Genomic DNA, 15220 nt, shown 5'->3' with positions numbered 1-15220 from the left:
TCTACAGGTTCTGGCCGGCTTCGAGCTTCGGCAGGACCTGCTTGATGGAGTCGATCGGGATGGCGAAGCCGAGGCCGACGCTGCCGGCGGTGCCGCTGCCGGCGGTGGAGCTGGTGCCGTTGGGGGCGTACATGGCCGAGTTGATGCCGATGACCTGGCCGTTGGCGTTGATCAGCGGGCCGCCGGAGTTGCCGGGGTTGAGGGCGGCGTCGGTCTGGAAGGCCTTGTAGGTGGTGCTGGTGCCGCTGTTCGACTGGGGCTGGGTGCCGCGCAGGCCGGGCAGGTCGGGGAAGCCGAAGCCGCCGTTGCCGCCGGTGCTGCCCTCGTCGAGCTGGACGGTGACGTCGCGGTTCTCGGCGCTGATGATGCCGGAGGTGACGGTGCCGGTGAGGCCGTCGGGGTTGCCGATGGCGACGACCGGGTCGCCGACGGCCACGGTGGAGGAGTCGCCGAGGACGGCGGGGGTGAGGTTCCGGGCGCCGGTGGCGGTGATGACGGCGACGTCGAGGGACTTGTCGGTGCCGGTGACGGTGGCCTGGGCGGTGGAGCCGTCCTTGAAGGTGACGGTGATCCGGCCGCCGTCGGCCGCGGTGTCGATCACGTGGTAGTTGGTGAGGATCCGGCCGTCCTTGTCCAGGACGACGCCGGTGCCGGTGGCGGTGCCCTTGCTGCTCTTGACGGTGATCTGGACGACGCTGGGCGAGACGGCGGCGGCGATGGCGGGCACGTTCGCGCTGCCGTCGCTGCGGGCGGAGACCGGGCTGGCGACGGTGCCGACCCGGGTGTCGGCGGACTGCCGGTCGGCGGCGACCACTCCGCCGGTGACCCCGCCGAGGACGGCGGCGACCGCGGCGACGGCGGTCACCAGGACGAGCCGGCCGCGCAGCAGGCCGCGCCGGGCCCGGCTGCCGCGGCCTCCGCCGTCCTCGGGGGTGCCGGGGCCGAGGATGGTGGGCGGCTCGGGCGGCATGGGCGGGGGAGGCGGCGGCCCGTCGAAGCCGCCGCCGGAGTGGTCCTCGCGGTAGGCGTACCCGGCCGGGCCGTTGCTGCCCGCGGTGCTGCCCGTTGTGCTGCTGCCGAGCACGGTGCCCTCGATCACCCGGGGCTCGTACGGGCCGTACCGGTGGTCGTGGCGGTCGCCGGGGTACTGCTGCTGTTCGCTCATGCCGACCAAGCTCCGCCCGGTGGATGAGGAGTGGATGAGAACCGGCTCAGAACGGGGAGAGAAGCCCGTCGGGTTCTCATAAAGCCTGGTCAGGCAGCCTACGGAGTGGAATGGTCGGTTCCGGCGGCGGGCCGGCCGGGGGCGGTGCCGGCGCAGCCGCAGGAGCGGCGGATGACCAGGCGGGACGGGAACTTGCGGACCCGCTCGGTGTCCGAGCCGGGCACCATCAGCGAGTCGTCCAGCACCAGGTCCACGGCGGCCCGGGCCATCGCGTCGCGGTCGGAGGCGACGGTGGTCAGCGGCGGGTCGGCGAGCGCGGCCTCCGGCACGTCGTCGAAGCCGGCCACCGCGAGGTCCTCGGGGACGCGCAGGCCGACCTCGCGGGCGGCCCGCAGCACGCCGATGGCCTGGTCGTCGGTGGAGCAGAAGACCGCCCGCGGCCGGTCCGGTGAGCGCAGCACGTCGAGGGCGACCTCGTACGCGCCGTAGCGGTGGAAGGGGGCGTCGATCAGGTGCGGCTCGGTGGGGATGCCGTGCGCGTCCATGGCGCGCTGCCAGCCCTCGACGTGGTCGATGACCGGGTCGCCGGGGGCGGGGGACTCGACCGGGCCGCCGAAGCAGGCGACGTACGGGTGCCCGTGTACCTCCAGCAGGTGGCGGACGACGGCCTCGGCGCCGCCCACGTCGTCGGTGACCACCGCGACGTCGTCGATCGCCTCGGGGCGGCGGTGCAGCAGCACCACCTTGGCGCCCTCCATCGCGGCGAACTCCTCCGCGGCGCGCTGCGAGGGGCCCTGGCTGACCAGGATCAGGCCGGAGACGCGCATGCCGAGGAAGGCGCGGACGTAGTGGACCTCGCGGTCGTCCACGTAGTCGGAGTTGCCGATCAGCACGAGCTTGCCGCGCTCGGACGCGGCGCGTTCGACGGCGTGCGCCATCTCGGCGAAGAAGGGCTGGCGGGCGTCCGGGACGACCATGCCGATCAGGTTGGTCCGGCGGGAGGCCATCGCCTGGGCGACGCTGTTCGGCCGGTAGCCGAGCTGCTCGATCGCCGCGAGGACCTTCTCCCGGGTCGCGGGTGCGACCGGGCGCGGTCCGTTGTTGATGACGTAGCTGACGACCGCGGTCGAGGTTCCAGCCAGTCGGGCTACATCGTCGCGCGTCACTTTGGCCACGGGTGGAGTCTACGCGTGTGGTCTCCGGGGCGGCAGTGGGGACCTGGGGCCGCTCCCCGGTGGACGGCGGGTGGCTCCGGGATGAACCGGACAAGCCGGGCGGCGAACCGGGCAAGCCGGGCAGCGCGCCGGAGGAGTCCGGACGGTGGACCGGGGAAGCCGGGCGGGGGACGGCCCGCCCGGCCCGCGGGTCAGGCGTCCAGGGTGCCGGCGGGGTGCTGGGCGAGCTCTGGGCGGTCGCCCTTCTCGGGCTTCTCCGGGACGACGAAGCGGTAGCCGACGTTGCGCACGGTGCCGATCAGCTGTTCGTTCTCCACACCGAGCTTGGCGCGCAGCCGCCGGACGTGGACGTCCACCGTCCGAGTGCCGCCGAAGTAGTCGTAGCCCCAGACCTCCTGCAGCAGCTGCGCCCGGGTGAAGACCCGGCCGGGGTGCTGGGCGAGGTACTTGAGCAGCTCGAACTCCTTGAAGGTGAGGTCGAGCGCCCGGCCCTTGAGCTTCGCCGAGTAGGTGGCCTCGTCGACCGAGAGGTCGCCGTTGCGGATCTCCATCGGGCTGTCGTCGATGGCCACCTGGAGGCGGCCGAGCGCGAGCCGCAGTCGGGCCTCGACCTCGGCCGGGCCGGCGGTGTCCAGCAGGACGTCGTCGATGCCCCATTCGGCGGTGACGGCGGCCAGGCCGCCCTCGGTGACCACCAGGATCAGCGGACTGCCGATGCCGGTGGAGCGGAGCAGCTGGCAGAGGCTGCGGATCTGCGGCAGGTCGCGTCGGCCGTCCACCAGGATGACGTCCGCGCTGGGGGTGTCCACCAGGGCGGAGCCCTCGGCGGGGGCCACCCGGACGTTGTGGAGGAGCAGGCCGAGGGCGGGCAGCACCTCGGCCGAGGGCTGCAGCGCGTTGGTGAGGAGGAGGAGAGAACTCATACCCGGTGGTCCCCTTTCCGGGTCGTCGCGGTCGCGTGACGGCTGCCGCCACAGCCGGATGGCGCACGTGCTGAGGGGGAGGAGAGGAGGACGGGCGTCCGGGGTGCGCCGGGGGAGTCGGCGGCGCGCAGGGCTCGACGGCGGACCCGCCGGGGGTCCCGCAACCCCTGGCGCACCGTTTCTGCCCTGCTCGTCACGCGAACCCTCCGGTCTGGTCCGGTCCCCGGGCGGCGGCCCGGGCGCCGGGTGGCGACGTCCCGACCGGTCGTGGCACGCCGTTGTGCCGCGTCGGTCGGGGCGGTCCCTGCGGCGCGCCGGGGGTGGACCGACGAATCGCAAGAACGTCCGTACTGGCGTCCTGAAAGCACAAAAGGACCCGGGGGCGACTCTGCCCGGATCCCTCTTGGTGGTCGAGGATAGCCGACCCGCACCCGCGCCGGGAGTGTTCGCATCCGGCGCTTGCCCCTCCCCCGGCCGAAAACGGCTGGGAAGTGCCCCCACCGGGCGTACGCCGGGTGAGCCTGGACACAGCTTCGAGCGGCGTTCCGCACCTGTCGGGCCAGGGCGATTGCCGGTCGTGGCGGCGGACACGCCATCATGGGACGCACATCGGCGGCGCTGCGCGGGTCCATCGTTCGGGTGGTCGGGTGGGGCGCCCCGGTGGCGAGCCGGACCGGGGCACCGGGGCCGGGCGAGGACGACGAGAAGGGGTGGCCCGATGGGCGCGACCACCGAGCCCGCGAGCGGCGCCCGGGTGCGCGGGACGATCCGCTACTGGGCGGCGGCGAAGTCCGAGGCCGGGCTGGCCGAGGAGCCGTACGAGGCGGCGACCCTGGCGGAGGCGCTGGCCGCGGCCAAGGAGCGGCACGCCGACAAGCCGAAGTTCGTCCGGCTGCTAGGGCACAGCTCGTACCTGGTCGACGGCGCCCAGGTGGGTGCCCGCGACCACGCGACCGTCGTCCTGACCGAGGGCGGGACGGTCGAGGTCCTCCCGCCGTTCGCGGGAGGCTGAGCGGCGTGACGGACATGAACAACCCGAACCGCGGCGGCTACGGCGAATGGCCGCAGCAGCCCCAGCAGCCCCAGCAGCCCCAGGCTCCGCAGGGGTACCCGCAGCACGGACAGCACGCACAGCACGCGCAGTACCCGCCGCAGCAGCAGGGGCAGCAGCCGCCGTACGGCTATCCGGTGGACGACGCGGCGGCGACCAGCCTGCTGCCGCCGGTGCCGGCCTTCGACGACGCGGCCGCGACCGCCCTGCTGCCGCCCTGGCCGCCGCTGGACGACGCCGCGGCCACCACGCTGCTGCCGCCGGTGGTGGGGTCGGGCCCGATGCCCGCCGTGCCGCCGCAGCAGCACCAGCCGCCGGTCCAGCCGCAGCCGCAGGCGCAGCCCCGGGCTCGGGCCCGGCACGCTGCCCCGGCGCCGCAGCCCGCTGCCGCGCAGCAGGCGGCGGAGGCCTTCGACCCGCCGACCATGACGCTCAAGCGCCCGCCCGCCCCTGGCCCGGCGGGTCCGGCGGCGCCGGTGGGCGCTCCGCGCGCGGCGCCGTTCGCGGCCGTCCCCGCGCAGCCCCTTCCCCCGCAGCCCGTCCCGGCGCAGCCCGTCCCGGCCGTCGGCCCGGGTGGCCGCACCGGTTCGCCGATCATCGACCCGGGCCTGCAGCCCGCCCTGATCACCGCCGGCACGGCCGCGCTGCTGGCCGGCGGTGCCGCGCTCGGGCAGGTGGCGCTGGCCCTGGTGGTGGCGCTGCTGCAGCTGCTGACGGCGGCCGGCTGGTTCCGGCTGAACGGCATGTGGCCGGCCCGACAGGGCATCCTGCTCGCCGCGCTGGCCGGGCTCACCGCGGACGCCGCGGTGCTGCTGGCGGACGCGGACGGTGGCGTGGCGGCCGTGGTGGGCACCCTGGGCGGGTTCTTCCTGCTGGTCCTGGTGCTGCAGACGTTCCGTCCGTCGGACCCGAAGGAGCGTTTCTACGCGCTGACCGTGCTGGGCTCGGCGACCGTGGTGACGGCCCTGTGCACCGCGTTCCTGCTGGCCGACTGGGTGCCGGCCGGGGTGGGCGCGGTCGCGCTGGCCACTGTGCTGGCCGCTGCGCCGCTGCCCGGTCCCAAGCAGCTGGGCCCGGTCCTGGGCCTGGTCGCGGCCGTGGCGCTGGGTCTGCTGGTGGGTGCGCCGCCGGCGCTCGGTGCGCTCGCCGGGCTGGGGGCGCTGGTCGGCCGCCGGGTCGCGGCGTACGACTTCCCGTCCCGCTTCGTGCACATGACGGCGGGCGTGGCGCTGCCGCTGGCGGTGGCCGCGCCGCTGATCTGGATCGCCACCGACCTGCTGGCCTGACCCTCCGCGCGCCCAGGCGCCGCTTCCCGTACGACGTCCGGCCCCGGAACCATGCTCCGGGGCCGGACGTCGTACGGTCGTGCGGAAGCGGCCGCGTCCGGTGGCCGCCGCGGAACGGCGAACGACAGCAGCGAACGACAAGCGAACGACAGCAACCAACGACCGCAGCAACCAACGACAGCGACCGGCGACGACGGGGGAGACGATGCGCGGATGGCTGAAGGCCACGATCGGCCTGGCGGTGCTCTCCGGCCTCCTGGTGGGCGCCGACCGGATCGCGGTCGGCGTGGCCGAGGACGAGGCCGCCGACCGGATGGTGAAGAGCGGCCGGATGAGCCAGCGGCCGGACGTCTCGATCGAGGGCTTCCCGTTCCTCACCCAGGTGCTGTCGATGAAGCTGGACGACGTCCGGATCTCCGCCGACGGCGTGACCGTCGGCGACGGCGGCCGCCAGGTGGCGCTGCACTCGTTCAAGGCCAAGCTCGCCGGCGTCACGGTGAGCGACAGCATGAACAGCGCCACGGTGGACAGCGGCACCGGCAGCGGGGTGATCTCCTACCCGGACCTCGCGCAGCTGCTGCCGCCGGCCTCCCAGCTGCTGCACGGCACCAAGCTGCCGGTGGGCAGCAACTCCCGGCTGAGCCTGTCGTACGGCGGGCCGGGCAAGGTGAAGGCCTCGCTGGGGCCGATCGCGATCGGCGAGGGCACCGTGCACAACGACGGGAACACCGTGACGGTGGACGGCTTCCGGCTCAGCTCGCTGGCGGGGATGGTCGCCGGGATCACCAACCAGCAGATCGAGCCGATGAGCTTCACCCTCGACACGCTGCCGGCCGGGCTGAAGCTGGCCGCGAAGGACGGTGACAAGGACGGCGTGACGCCGCTGCCGGAGGGCCTCCAGCTGACCTTCGACGGCAAGGGCGTCAAGCTCCTGGGCTGAGCCCCCAAGCCGCCGGTCGTCGGCGCCGACATCCTGCCGAAACGTTCCGCTCCGCGAGACGCGCTGTCCGGCGCGGACCGCGGAGCGGTGTCGTTTCTGCCCGTTGTGCGCCGCCGAGGGGCGGCCCGGTGGGGCCGGACGGACCGGGAAGGGGCCAAATCTCGCCATGCGACCGTTTCGATCCCAGTATTCGATACGCTGATGACAGCGGGCCGTCGGTGTCCCTAGCATCGTCGGCATGAAGCGACAGACGGATCTCACGAAGCGGCGGGCGGTCGACCTGTGCCGCGTGGCCGCCTGTCTGTGTCGAATGCGCTGACTCGGCGTCCTGGCAGGGCAGTTGATGCCCGCCGCCGATCCCCCTGGTGACCGTTCCCGGCCGTACTCGCGGGCCGGCGCCGAAGTTCTCCGCAGTTCCCCGCCCGGTCACCCCGGTCCGTCCGCTCGTCCCATTATTCGGACATGGATTCGGACCATCTCTCGCCCGGGTGCTCTGCAGAACCTCCTGAGCAGCACCAGCAAGACCTTCCGCAAACCGCCCTCGGATGGAGAACACCACCATGAGCCGCAGCGACGTCCTGGTCGATGCCGACTGGGTCCAGGCCCACCTGGACGACCCGAAGGTCGTCATCGTCGAGGTCGACGAGGACACCTCCGCGTACGACAAGAACCACATCCGCAACGCCGTCCGGATCGACTGGAAGAAGGACCTCCAGGACCCGGTCCGCCGCGACTTCATCGACCAGGCGGGCTTCGAGGCGCTGCTCAGCGCCAAGGGCATCGCCAACGACGACACCGTCGTGCTGTACGGCGGCAACAACAACTGGTTCGCCTCCTACGCCTACTGGTACTTCAAGCTGTACGGCCACGGTGACGTCCGCCTGCTGGACGGCGGCCGCAAGAAGTGGGAGCTGGACTCGCGCGACCTCGTCGCCGAGGTGCCGGCCCGCCCCGCCACCGAGTACACGGCGCAGGCCGCCGACTCGTCGATCCGCGCCTTCCGCGACGACGTGATCGCCGCCATCGGCTCGCTCAACCTGGTCGACGTCCGCTCGCCCGACGAGTTCTCCGGCAAGCTGCTCGCCCCGGCCCACCTCCCGCAGGAGCAGTCGCAGCGCCCCGGCCACGTGCCGAGCGCCCGCAACATCCCGTGGGCCAAGAACGCCAACGACGACGGCACCTTCAAGAGCGACGACGAGCTCAAGGCCCTGTACGAGGCCGAGGGCATCGACCTGGCGAAGGACACCATCGCCTACTGCCGCATCGGTGAGCGCTCCGCGCTCACCTGGTTCGTGCTGCACGAGCTGCTCGGCCAGGAGAACGTCAAGAACTACGACGGTTCGTGGACCGAGTACGGCAGCCTGGTCGGCGTGCCGATCGAGCTTGGCAGCAACTGAGCCCCCGGCTCGACCCGTAAGTCAGAAGGGAAGTACAGACATGTGCGGTGCGAAGGCCGGCGGCCCGGACCTGGCAGGAGTTGACGTGGCGAACGAGACGATCATCCAGGGTTCGGTGACCCGCGACGGTGAGCCGGTCAACGGCTACGTCCGGCTGCTGGACGAGGGCGGCGAGTTCACGGCCGAGGTGCCCACCTCGGCGACCGGCCAGTTCCGGTTCTTCGCCCGCCCGGGCAAGTGGACCCTGCGCGCGCTGGTGCCGGGCCAGACCGTGGACCGTCAGGTGGTGGCCTCCCAGGGCACCGCCGTCGAGGTCGCGATCGCGGTCTGACCGACACGACGCAGCACCGAAGGCCCCTGCTCCGGCAGGGGCCTTCGGTCTACCGTGGAGGGGTGCAGGCAAGGCGGCGGCGTCGCTACTACTTCGTCATGATGGGCGTGTGCCTGGGCCTGTTCGTCATGGCCTGGGGCGTGGTGCGGTTCTTCTCGGTCGGCGCGGCGATCGGCATGTGCGTGGTCGCGATGGTGATCCCGCCGGCCGCCGCGGTGTTCGCCAACAAGCGGGACCCGGACGACGACTGGTGGAACGACCCGCGCTGGGACGACCCGAAGTGGGACGAGCCCGGCCACGACCGGGACCGCCCCGACCACGAGCAGCGGCCGTAGCCGCCGGCGGGCGTCAGTAGACGAGCGCCTGGACGCCGTCCGCCATGATCTCGCTGACGAAGACCTGCGCGCCCGCGATCCGGACACCCTCGACGGTGTCCTTCTGCTCGATCCCGCGCCGGGCCGCGCACTGGGTGCACAGCGTCACCGAGCCGGCCCCGAGGATCGACTCCAGCAGGTCCGGCAGCGGCGCCGCGTGCGGCAGTTCGAACTCCGCCGCCCGGCCCGGCAGCGCGAACCAGGAGGACTCCCCGGTCAGCCAGAGCGAGACCTCGATCCCACTGGCGACGGCCACCGCCGCCACCGTGAACGCCTGCGAGCACCGCTCCGGCGCGTCCGCCCCTGCGGTGACCTTGATGACCAGTTTCTTCGACATGGCGCCACCATAGAGGTCCCGCCGCCCCCGCCGTCCGTCATCCCCGGAACCCTTGGGCAAAGCTTGGGCGGCGTGACGGCCCCGGCGCGCGAAGGTGACGTGGTGGGGCTCACCGCGACCGCCCGGAGCCCGACGGATAGAGTGAGCGCAGCAAAATCCACCACACTGTCGCCGCCTGGGAGCCCCCCGTGTCCGGTCTGGAAATGTTCTTCGACGGTCTGCTGGCCCTCATGGCCGTGCTGATCACCTGGTTCGCCATCTTCTCGGTGATGAAGCTGTACCAGGGCCAGCGCTGAGCCTGCCGTACGGTTGAGGCAGCCCCACACCGACGACGACAGCGACCAGGAACATGATCGAGATCCCCTCTGACCTCCACAAGGACGTCGTGCCGCTCGCCTTCCTCCTCGGCACCTGGGAGGGCGCGGGCGTCTACGCCCCTCTGCCGGGTGAAGGGGGCCCGGGCGCGGAGAAGTGCAACTTCGGCCAGGAGATCGTGATCCGCCACGACGGCCGGCCCTTCCTGGAGTTCCGCTCCCGCACCTGGGTGCTGAACGAGGAGGGCGAGAAGGTCCGCCCGCTGGAGAACGAGCACGCGTTCTGGCGCATCACCAGCAACCAGGACGGCACCACCGGCGCCCGCGGGATCGAGATCTCCTCCGTCCGTGACGACGGCACGGTCGAGATCTGGTACGGCGAGCTGGCCGACGGCAAGCCGCAGATCGACGTCTCCACCGACGCGGTGGCCCGGATCGAGGGTTCGCCGGAGTACTCCGGCGGCAAGCGGCTGTACGGCTTCGTCAACGGCGAGTTGCTCTGGGTCGGCGAGAAGGCCGCCCCGAACGTGCCGCTGCGCCCGTACATGTCCGCGCAGCTGAAGAAGGTGCTCAGCCCGGCCCAGCTGATCAAGGACATCAACGACCTGCCGGACGACGGCATCGCCTTCTTCAAGTAGGCGTTCGCGTAGGCGTTCAGGAAAGCACGGCCCGACCGACGGCACAGTCGGCGAAAGTGTAGGGACCGGCCCGCGGCCGGTCCCTACACTGGCATCAGGACCCCCGACTTTGGCAGGGACAGCACCGTGGCGGACACCGGCACCACCGACTGGCAGCTCTCCGGCGACTGGCACCTCTCCGACGACTGGAAGGCCGACCTGCGCGAGCGCGGCTACCGGCTCACCCCGCAGCGGCAGCTGGTGCTGGAGGCCGTCGACGTGCTCGATCACGCCACCCCCGACGACATCCTCTGCCACGTCCGGCGCACCGCCAGCGGCATCAACATCTCCACCGTCTACCGGACCCTGGAGCTGCTCGAGGAGCTGGGCCTGGTCTCGCACGCCCACCTCGGCCACGGCGCCCCGACCTACCACCTGGCCGGCCGTCACCACCACCTGCACCTGGTCTGCCGGGACTGCGAGAAGGTCACCGAGACCGGCACCGAGATCGCCCAGCCGCTGATCGACAGCCTGCGCGCGCAGCATGGCTTCGACACCGACCTCAAGCATTTCGCCATCTTCGGCCGCTGCGCCGACTGCACCGCCAAGCTGGCGGACGGCCGGTCGTAAGCTGGCCGGTATGACCGGTGTGAAGAGCCCGCTGCTTGCCCTGCCCGGAGCCGTCCCCGCCGAGGGGGCCGACGAGGGCGTCGCCGCCCACTACGGCGACATCTTCCGGGAGCAACGCAATCTCTCCCAGGGCAGCGGCTTCGTCGACCTCTCGCACCGCGGGGTGGTCACCGTCACCGGAGCGGACCGCCTGACCTGGCTGCACCTGCTGCTCACCCAGCACGTCAGCGAGCTGCCGGCGCAGCGGGCCACCGAGGCGCTGGTGCTCTCCCCGAACGGGCACGTCGAGCACGCGCTCTACCTGGTGGACGACGGCACCACCACCTGGGCGCACGTCGAGCCGGGCACCCAGGGCGCGCTGGTCGCCTACCTGGAGAGCATGAAGTTCTTCTATCGGGTGGAGGTCGCCGACGCGACCGCCGAGTACGCCGTGGTCCACCTGCCGGCCGGCTCCGCCGCGTCCGTCGAGGGCGTGGCGGCCGTCCGCGAACTCCCGTACGGGCGGGACCTGTTCGTGCCGCGCGGCGATCTGGAGGAGCTCACCGCCGGATACGGTCCGGCGGCCGGGGTCTGGGCGTACGAGGCCCTGCGGATCGAGGACCACCGGCCCCGGCTCGGCTTCGAGACCGACCACCGGACCATCCCGCACGAGGTGGACTGGCTGCGCACCGCCGTCCACCTGCAGAAGGGCTGCTACCGCGGCCAGGAGACCGTCGCCCGGGTGCACAACCTGGGCCGCCCGCCGCGCCGGCTGGTCTTCCTGCACCTGGACGGCACCGAGGAGACGCTGCCCCCGCACGGCACCGAGGTGCGGCTGGCCTCCGACCCGGACGGGCGGGCGCTGGGCTTCGTGACCTCCTCGGCCCGGCACCACGAGCTGGGGCCGATCGCGCTGGCGATCGTGAAGCGGAACGTCCCGGTGGACGCGGTGCTGCTGGCCGGGACGGTGCCGGGGACGCAGGACGTGATCGTCTCGCAGTAGCGCGGGTCCTCGTGGGTCCGGGTCTCAGACCTCGACGAGGACGGTGAACGGGCCGTCGTTCACCAGCGCCACCTGCATGTCGGCGCCGAACCGGCCCGTCTCCACCTTGGCGCCCAGCTCCCGCAGCCGGGCGACCACCTCGTCCACCAGCGGCTCGGCGACCGGACCGGGGGCGGCGGCGTTCCAGGTGGGGCGGCGGCCCTTGCGGGCGTCGCCGTAGAGCGTGAACTGGCTGATCACCAGCAGCGGGGCCCCGAGGTCCGAGCAACTCTGCTCGACCCCTTCCTCGTCGGCCTCCAGCAGCCGCAGCGTCCAGAGCTTGCGGGCCAGTTGGGCGGCCTTGGCGGGGGTGTCGTCGTGCGTGACGCCGACCAGGACGCAGAGCCCGGGCCCCTCGATCGCGCCGACGGTCTCACCGGCCACGGTCACCCGGGCCTCGGTCACTCGCTGCACCACTGCTCGCATGCGGCCATTGTGCCGGAGCGCCGTACGGCGGCCGGAGGGGGTCGGGGTCCGTCCCGCGGGGCCCGGTGAAGCGTGCGCATCCCCCACGTGCGTCACAGGGGCCGCCCCAGGCGCACGAGAGGGGCGCGTACGAGGGTGGCGCACGCCGTTGGGTGCACGCCTGCGCGGGGTCGGGCGCCGCTCTTCCTGCGGAAAGGACCGGTCGTATCAGCCACCCCCGTTCGCCAGGGGGCCGTTCGGGTGCACGGGCGGTGCGCGCGCGCCGGGCGGGGTGGCACGCTGGGGGACTGTACGAAGGGTCCGGGGCGCCATGAGGTCCGCCGCGCCGGGTCCGGGTTCGGCCGGGCGGTCGAGCCGGTAGGTCAGGCGTTCTGGCGGTGTCGCCCCCACGGGTGGTCGCGGCCGGGGATCGGAACCTCCGGGGGGCTCCCGGGCGTGCCGACGGACGGAACGCCGAGCCCGTCGGGGGACGGGCCGGACCGGCGGCAGGGACGGGGTGCCGCGAGCGGGCGGGATCGGACGACGGCAGGTGGTTGGGTGATGGACGCGAGCAGCGCGGCGCGGGACCGGTCCGGGCGGGTGGTGCGGGCTCCCGGGGACCCGCACGGTCCGGTGGCGGACGTGGCGGACGAGCCCGATCTGGAGGGGCTGGGGCTGGACCAGCTGCGGGTGCTGCGCCGGGAGACCCTGGAGCAGGAGGCCGACCTGTCCTACCTGCGGCGGCTGCTGCACGGGCGGATGGACATCCTGCGCGCCGAGCTCGACCGGCGCCCCGGCGTGGGCCCGGTCCGTACGGCCGGGTTGCCCGACCCGGCCCCCGGCGACCTGCTGGACCGGCTGCCCGCCATCCTGACCGACGCGCCCTCCACCGTGCGGCGCTCGGCCCGGCACGTCACCCTCGGCCCCCCGCGCACCGGGGAGTCCCGGCTGGAGGCGGACGAGCTGATGGGCGACGTCCAGCTGGCCGACCTGGCCGCGCACCCGGCGGAGGAGCTGCTGGCCGCCCTGGAGCGGCTGCGGGCGCACGAGCGGGAGGTGTCCGGGCGGCGCCAGCGGCTGCTGCGGACGGCCGACGGTTGCAATGCCGAGATCACCCGCAGGTACCGTGATGGGGAAGCACGGGTCGACGACCTGCTCGCAGGGGGGCCGCTCTGACCGGGTGAGTCGATGCGGGCGGGTGCGGGGCCCGGCTCGCTCCCGGTTCACCCTCGCCCCGGAAGGCACAACCCGCATGTCCCAGCTCGCCACCGCGCCCGTTCTCGCCGAGGTCATACGATCCGGCTTCGTCGAGGGCCGCCACCACGGCTCCCTGGTACTGCTCGCCGCCGACGGCTCGGTCGAGTTCGCGCTGGGCGACCCGGACGCGCCGGTCTTCCCGCGGTCGACCGCCAAGCCGTTCCAGGCGGTGGCGACGCTGCGGGCCGGGCTGGCGATCGAGGGCGAGCTGCTGGCGCTGGCGGCCTCCAGCCACTCTGCGGAATCGTTTCACCTGACCGGTGTGCGGGCCATCCTCGGTGCCGCCGGGCTCGACGAGTCGGCCCTGCGCACCCCGGCCGACCTGCCGCTGGACGAGGTCGAGGCGGAGCTGCTGCTCGGCGCCGGTGGCCTGCGCACCCCGATCCTGATGGACTGCTCCGGCAAGCACGCCGGCTGGCTGGCCGCCTGCGTGGCCAACGGCTGGGACACCGCGAGCTACCTCGACCCGGCCCACCCGATCCAGGAGCTGGCCCGCGAGGCCCTGGAGGAGGGCACCGGCGAGACCCCCGCCCACGCGGGCGTGGACGGCTGCGGAGCCCCGCTGCTCGCCGTCACGCTGACCGGCCTGGCCCGCGGCTACCGCGGCCTGGTGCTGGCCGCCGAGGGCTCCGCGCCGCGCCGGGTCGCCGACGCGATGCGCGCCCACCCCGAGTACGTGGCCGGCACCCGCCGGGCCGACACCTGGCTGATGCGGGCGGTCCCGGGCGCGCTGTCCAAGATGGGCGCCGAGGCCGTCCAGGTGGTGGCGCTGCCGGACGGGCGGGCGCTGGCCTTCAAGATCGACGACGGCGGCGAGCGCGCCCGCGGCCCGGTGCTGGCCGCCGCCCTGCGCCGGCTCGGGGTGACCGGGGCGGACGAGACCGTCGAGCGGATCGGCTCGGCCCCGCTGCTCGGCGGCGGCGCTCCGGTCGGGCAGGTCCGGGCGGCGTTCTAGGGCAGGAACCTCAGGACCCCCTCAGGACCCTTCAGGACCCGCGGACCCCCTGTACGGAGGTCGGTGGCCGCCCGTCGGGGTGCGGGCGGCGCGGGCGCGGTGCACGGTGGACCGGGGGCCGTCGCACAGCTGAGGGAGTCCGCCATGACCGACCATGTGTACCGGGTGACCGAGATCGTCGGGTCCTCGACCGAGAGCGTCGACGCCGCGATCCGCAACGGGGTGGAGCGGGCCGCCCGGACGCTGCGCAACCTCGACTGGTTCGAGGTCTCGCAGGTCCGGGGCCATCTGGAGGACGGCCGGATCAAGCACTTCCAGGTCTGCATGAAGGTCGGCTTCCGGCTGGAGGACTGACCGGTCAGGCCGACTCCGGCGGGAACGGCAGAGGCCGGGGTCCGCGGACGAATCCGCGGACCCCGGCCCCGGGCTGTCCCGACCTACCTCGAACCGCTTCGATCGAACGAGAATCGAACGGGAATCAAACGAGATCGGAACGACGGCTCAGTGGCCGCCCTGCTCCGCCAGGCGCTTGATCGAAGCGGTGACCTCGGCCTCGGCCTCGGCGCGGCCGACCCAGTTGGCACCCTCGACGGACTTGCCGGGCTCCAGGTCCTTGTAGACCTCGAAGAAGTGCTGGATCTCCAGGCGGTCGAACTCCGACACGTGGTGGATGTCGCGCAGGTGCTCCCAGCGCGGGTCGGTCGCCGGGACGCAGAGCAGCTTGTCGTCGCCGCCGGCCTCGTCGGTCATGTGGAACATGCCGATGGCGCGGCACTTGATGAGGCAGCCCGGGAAGGTCGGCTCGTCCAGGATGACCAGGGCGTCCAGCGGGTCGCCGTCCTCGCCGAGCGTGCCCTCGACGTAGCCGTAGTCGGCCGGGTAGCGGGTCGAGGTGAAGAGCATCCGGTCGAGCCGAAGGCGGCCGGTCTCGTGGTCGACCTCGTACTTGTTACGAGAGCCCTTCGGGATTTCGATAAGGACGTCGAACTCCAACGGTTCCTCCAAGGTAGGGACTGACAGAATCCAAGTGTCTCCTACGGGA

The 15220-nt window shown here is 73.0% G+C and carries 19 protein-coding genes; 13 read left to right on the top strand and 6 right to left on the bottom strand.

Annotated elements, in window-relative coordinates; translation table 11 throughout:
• Position 1: 1 nt before the first annotated feature.
• From ACZ3TI_RS35540 to ACZ3TI_RS35530, 3 genes are all read right to left on the bottom strand, one after another.
• Complete coding sequence (locus tag ACZ3TI_RS35540; RefSeq protein WP_465733729.1) at positions 2 to 1165, bottom strand: S1C family serine protease; 1164 nt, start codon at positions 1163 to 1165, stop codon at positions 2 to 4.
• 98 nt (positions 1166 to 1263) lie between these two features.
• Positions 1264 to 2340 (bottom strand): LacI family DNA-binding transcriptional regulator, encoded by a 1077-nt coding sequence (locus ACZ3TI_RS35535; RefSeq protein ID WP_465733727.1) that lies wholly within the window; start codon positions 2338 to 2340, stop codon positions 1264 to 1266.
• Positions 2341 to 2531: 191 nt separating this feature from the next.
• Positions 2532 to 3263 carry a winged helix-turn-helix transcriptional regulator gene (locus ACZ3TI_RS35530; RefSeq protein WP_465733725.1) on the bottom strand — a complete coding sequence of 244 codons (732 nt, stop codon included), beginning with the start codon at positions 3261 to 3263 and terminating at the stop codon, positions 2532 to 2534.
• Positions 3264 to 3981: 718 nt separating this feature from the next.
• Between ACZ3TI_RS35530 and ACZ3TI_RS35525 the strand changes: the two genes are divergently transcribed.
• The 7 genes from ACZ3TI_RS35525 to ACZ3TI_RS35495 all read left to right on the top strand — a co-directional run bounded on the left by ACZ3TI_RS35525 (position 3982) and on the right by ACZ3TI_RS35495 (position 8603).
• Positions 3982 to 4275, top strand: a complete 294-nt coding sequence (locus tag ACZ3TI_RS35525) for a MoaD/ThiS family protein (RefSeq protein WP_465733723.1) — start codon at positions 3982 to 3984, stop codon at positions 4273 to 4275.
• A 14-nt stretch (positions 4276 to 4289) separates the two neighbouring features.
• Entirely contained in the window at positions 4290 to 5600 is a 1311-nt protein-coding gene (locus ACZ3TI_RS35520) for a hypothetical protein (protein ID WP_465733779.1), read from the top strand.
• Between the two features lie 205 nt (positions 5601 to 5805).
• Positions 5806 to 6540 carry an LmeA family phospholipid-binding protein gene (locus ACZ3TI_RS35515; RefSeq protein WP_465733721.1) on the top strand — a complete coding sequence of 245 codons (735 nt, stop codon included), beginning with the start codon at positions 5806 to 5808 and terminating at the stop codon, positions 6538 to 6540.
• A 238-nt stretch (positions 6541 to 6778) separates the two neighbouring features.
• Positions 6779 to 6859, top strand: a complete 81-nt coding sequence (locus ACZ3TI_RS35510) for an Ms5788A family Cys-rich leader peptide (protein WP_350517234.1) — start codon at positions 6779 to 6781, stop codon at positions 6857 to 6859.
• A 241-nt stretch (positions 6860 to 7100) separates the two neighbouring features.
• Complete coding sequence (locus tag ACZ3TI_RS35505) at positions 7101 to 7937, top strand: sulfurtransferase (RefSeq protein WP_465733719.1); 837 nt, start codon at positions 7101 to 7103, stop codon at positions 7935 to 7937.
• A gap of 40 nt (positions 7938 to 7977) precedes the next feature.
• Positions 7978 to 8268 (top strand): DUF1416 domain-containing protein, encoded by a 291-nt coding sequence (locus tag ACZ3TI_RS35500; RefSeq protein ID WP_030059605.1) that lies wholly within the window; start codon positions 7978 to 7980, stop codon positions 8266 to 8268.
• 62 nt (positions 8269 to 8330) lie between these two features.
• Positions 8331 to 8603, top strand: coding sequence for a DUF3099 domain-containing protein (locus ACZ3TI_RS35495; protein ID WP_465733717.1), 273 nt, complete (start codon positions 8331 to 8333; stop codon positions 8601 to 8603).
• Positions 8604 to 8616: 13 nt separating this feature from the next.
• Here ACZ3TI_RS35495 and ACZ3TI_RS35490 read toward each other — a convergent pair whose 3' ends face one another.
• On the bottom strand, positions 8617 to 8979 hold the full coding sequence (locus ACZ3TI_RS35490; RefSeq protein WP_465733716.1) for a DsrE family protein: 363 nt from the start codon (positions 8977 to 8979) through the stop codon (positions 8617 to 8619).
• A gap of 349 nt (positions 8980 to 9328) precedes the next feature.
• On the opposite strand from ACZ3TI_RS35490, the gene ACZ3TI_RS35485 reads away from it, so the two are divergent.
• The 3 genes from ACZ3TI_RS35485 to ygfZ all read left to right on the top strand — a co-directional run bounded on the left by ACZ3TI_RS35485 (position 9329) and on the right by ygfZ (position 11522).
• Positions 9329 to 9931, top strand: coding sequence for a heme-binding beta-barrel domain-containing protein (locus ACZ3TI_RS35485; protein WP_465733714.1), 603 nt, complete (start codon positions 9329 to 9331; stop codon positions 9929 to 9931).
• Positions 9932 to 10057: 126 nt separating this feature from the next.
• Positions 10058 to 10540: a Fur family transcriptional regulator gene (locus ACZ3TI_RS35480; protein WP_465733712.1), complete on the top strand. Its 483-nt coding sequence runs from the start codon at positions 10058 to 10060 to the stop codon at positions 10538 to 10540.
• 19 nt (positions 10541 to 10559) lie between these two features.
• Positions 10560 to 11522, top strand: a complete 963-nt coding sequence (ygfZ, locus tag ACZ3TI_RS35475; protein WP_465733777.1) for a CAF17-like 4Fe-4S cluster assembly/insertion protein YgfZ — start codon at positions 10560 to 10562, stop codon at positions 11520 to 11522.
• Between the two features lie 24 nt (positions 11523 to 11546).
• Here the strand turns inward: ygfZ and dtd are convergent, their stop codons facing one another.
• Positions 11547 to 11987: a D-aminoacyl-tRNA deacylase gene (dtd, locus tag ACZ3TI_RS35470; protein WP_465733710.1), complete on the bottom strand. Its 441-nt coding sequence runs from the start codon at positions 11985 to 11987 to the stop codon at positions 11547 to 11549.
• A gap of 540 nt (positions 11988 to 12527) precedes the next feature.
• On the opposite strand from dtd, the gene ACZ3TI_RS35465 reads away from it, so the two are divergent.
• The 3 genes from ACZ3TI_RS35465 to ACZ3TI_RS35455 all read left to right on the top strand — a co-directional run bounded on the left by ACZ3TI_RS35465 (position 12528) and on the right by ACZ3TI_RS35455 (position 14532).
• The gene (locus tag ACZ3TI_RS35465) at positions 12528 to 13142 is read left to right on the top strand and encodes an RsiG family protein (protein ID WP_465733708.1); all 615 of its coding nucleotides are present in this window, start codon (positions 12528 to 12530) and stop codon (positions 13140 to 13142) included.
• A 76-nt stretch (positions 13143 to 13218) separates the two neighbouring features.
• A complete protein-coding gene (locus tag ACZ3TI_RS35460) occupies positions 13219 to 14178 on the top strand; it encodes an asparaginase (protein WP_465733706.1) in 960 nt (319 codons plus the stop codon).
• Positions 14179 to 14322: 144 nt separating this feature from the next.
• A complete protein-coding gene (locus ACZ3TI_RS35455) occupies positions 14323 to 14532 on the top strand; it encodes a dodecin (protein WP_402225363.1) in 210 nt (69 codons plus the stop codon).
• Positions 14533 to 14679: 147 nt separating this feature from the next.
• Here ACZ3TI_RS35455 and ACZ3TI_RS35450 read toward each other — a convergent pair whose 3' ends face one another.
• Entirely contained in the window at positions 14680 to 15171 is a 492-nt protein-coding gene (locus ACZ3TI_RS35450; RefSeq protein ID WP_030059594.1) for an inorganic diphosphatase, read from the bottom strand.
• Between the last annotated feature and the right edge of the window lie 49 nt (positions 15172 to 15220).

The organism is Kitasatospora sp. NPDC023120 (assembly GCF_055560835.1).
This window is presented reverse-complemented; position numbering and strand designations above follow the sequence as displayed.

What these genes read in the sequence shown, in the direction of transcription:
- ACZ3TI_RS35540 (WP_465733729.1), bottom strand. Translation starts at nt 1,165, where the DNA reads ATGAGCGAACAGCAGCAGTACCCCGGCGACCGCCACGACCACCGGTAC.
- ACZ3TI_RS35530 (WP_465733725.1), bottom strand. Translation starts at nt 3,263, where the DNA reads ATGAGTTCTCTCCTCCTCCTCACCAACGCGCTGCAGCCCTCGGCCGAG.
- ACZ3TI_RS35525 (WP_465733723.1), top strand. Translation starts at nt 3,982, where the DNA reads ATGGGCGCGACCACCGAGCCCGCGAGCGGCGCCCGGGTGCGCGGGACG.
- ACZ3TI_RS35520 (WP_465733779.1), top strand. Translation starts at nt 4,290, where the DNA reads ATGAACAACCCGAACCGCGGCGGCTACGGCGAATGGCCGCAGCAGCCC.
- ACZ3TI_RS35515 (WP_465733721.1), top strand. Translation starts at nt 5,806, where the DNA reads ATGCGCGGATGGCTGAAGGCCACGATCGGCCTGGCGGTGCTCTCCGGC.
- ACZ3TI_RS35510 (WP_350517234.1), top strand. Translation starts at nt 6,779, where the DNA reads ATGAAGCGACAGACGGATCTCACGAAGCGGCGGGCGGTCGACCTGTGC.
- ACZ3TI_RS35505 (WP_465733719.1), top strand. Translation starts at nt 7,101, where the DNA reads ATGAGCCGCAGCGACGTCCTGGTCGATGCCGACTGGGTCCAGGCCCAC.
- ACZ3TI_RS35500 (WP_030059605.1), top strand. Translation starts at nt 7,978, where the DNA reads ATGTGCGGTGCGAAGGCCGGCGGCCCGGACCTGGCAGGAGTTGACGTG.
- ACZ3TI_RS35490 (WP_465733716.1), bottom strand. Translation starts at nt 8,979, where the DNA reads ATGTCGAAGAAACTGGTCATCAAGGTCACCGCAGGGGCGGACGCGCCG.
- ACZ3TI_RS35485 (WP_465733714.1), top strand. Translation starts at nt 9,329, where the DNA reads ATGATCGAGATCCCCTCTGACCTCCACAAGGACGTCGTGCCGCTCGCC.
- dtd (WP_465733710.1), bottom strand. Translation starts at nt 11,987, where the DNA reads ATGCGAGCAGTGGTGCAGCGAGTGACCGAGGCCCGGGTGACCGTGGCC.
- ACZ3TI_RS35465 (WP_465733708.1), top strand. Translation starts at nt 12,528, where the DNA reads ATGGACGCGAGCAGCGCGGCGCGGGACCGGTCCGGGCGGGTGGTGCGG.
- ACZ3TI_RS35460 (WP_465733706.1), top strand. Translation starts at nt 13,219, where the DNA reads ATGTCCCAGCTCGCCACCGCGCCCGTTCTCGCCGAGGTCATACGATCC.
- ACZ3TI_RS35455 (WP_402225363.1), top strand. Translation starts at nt 14,323, where the DNA reads ATGACCGACCATGTGTACCGGGTGACCGAGATCGTCGGGTCCTCGACC.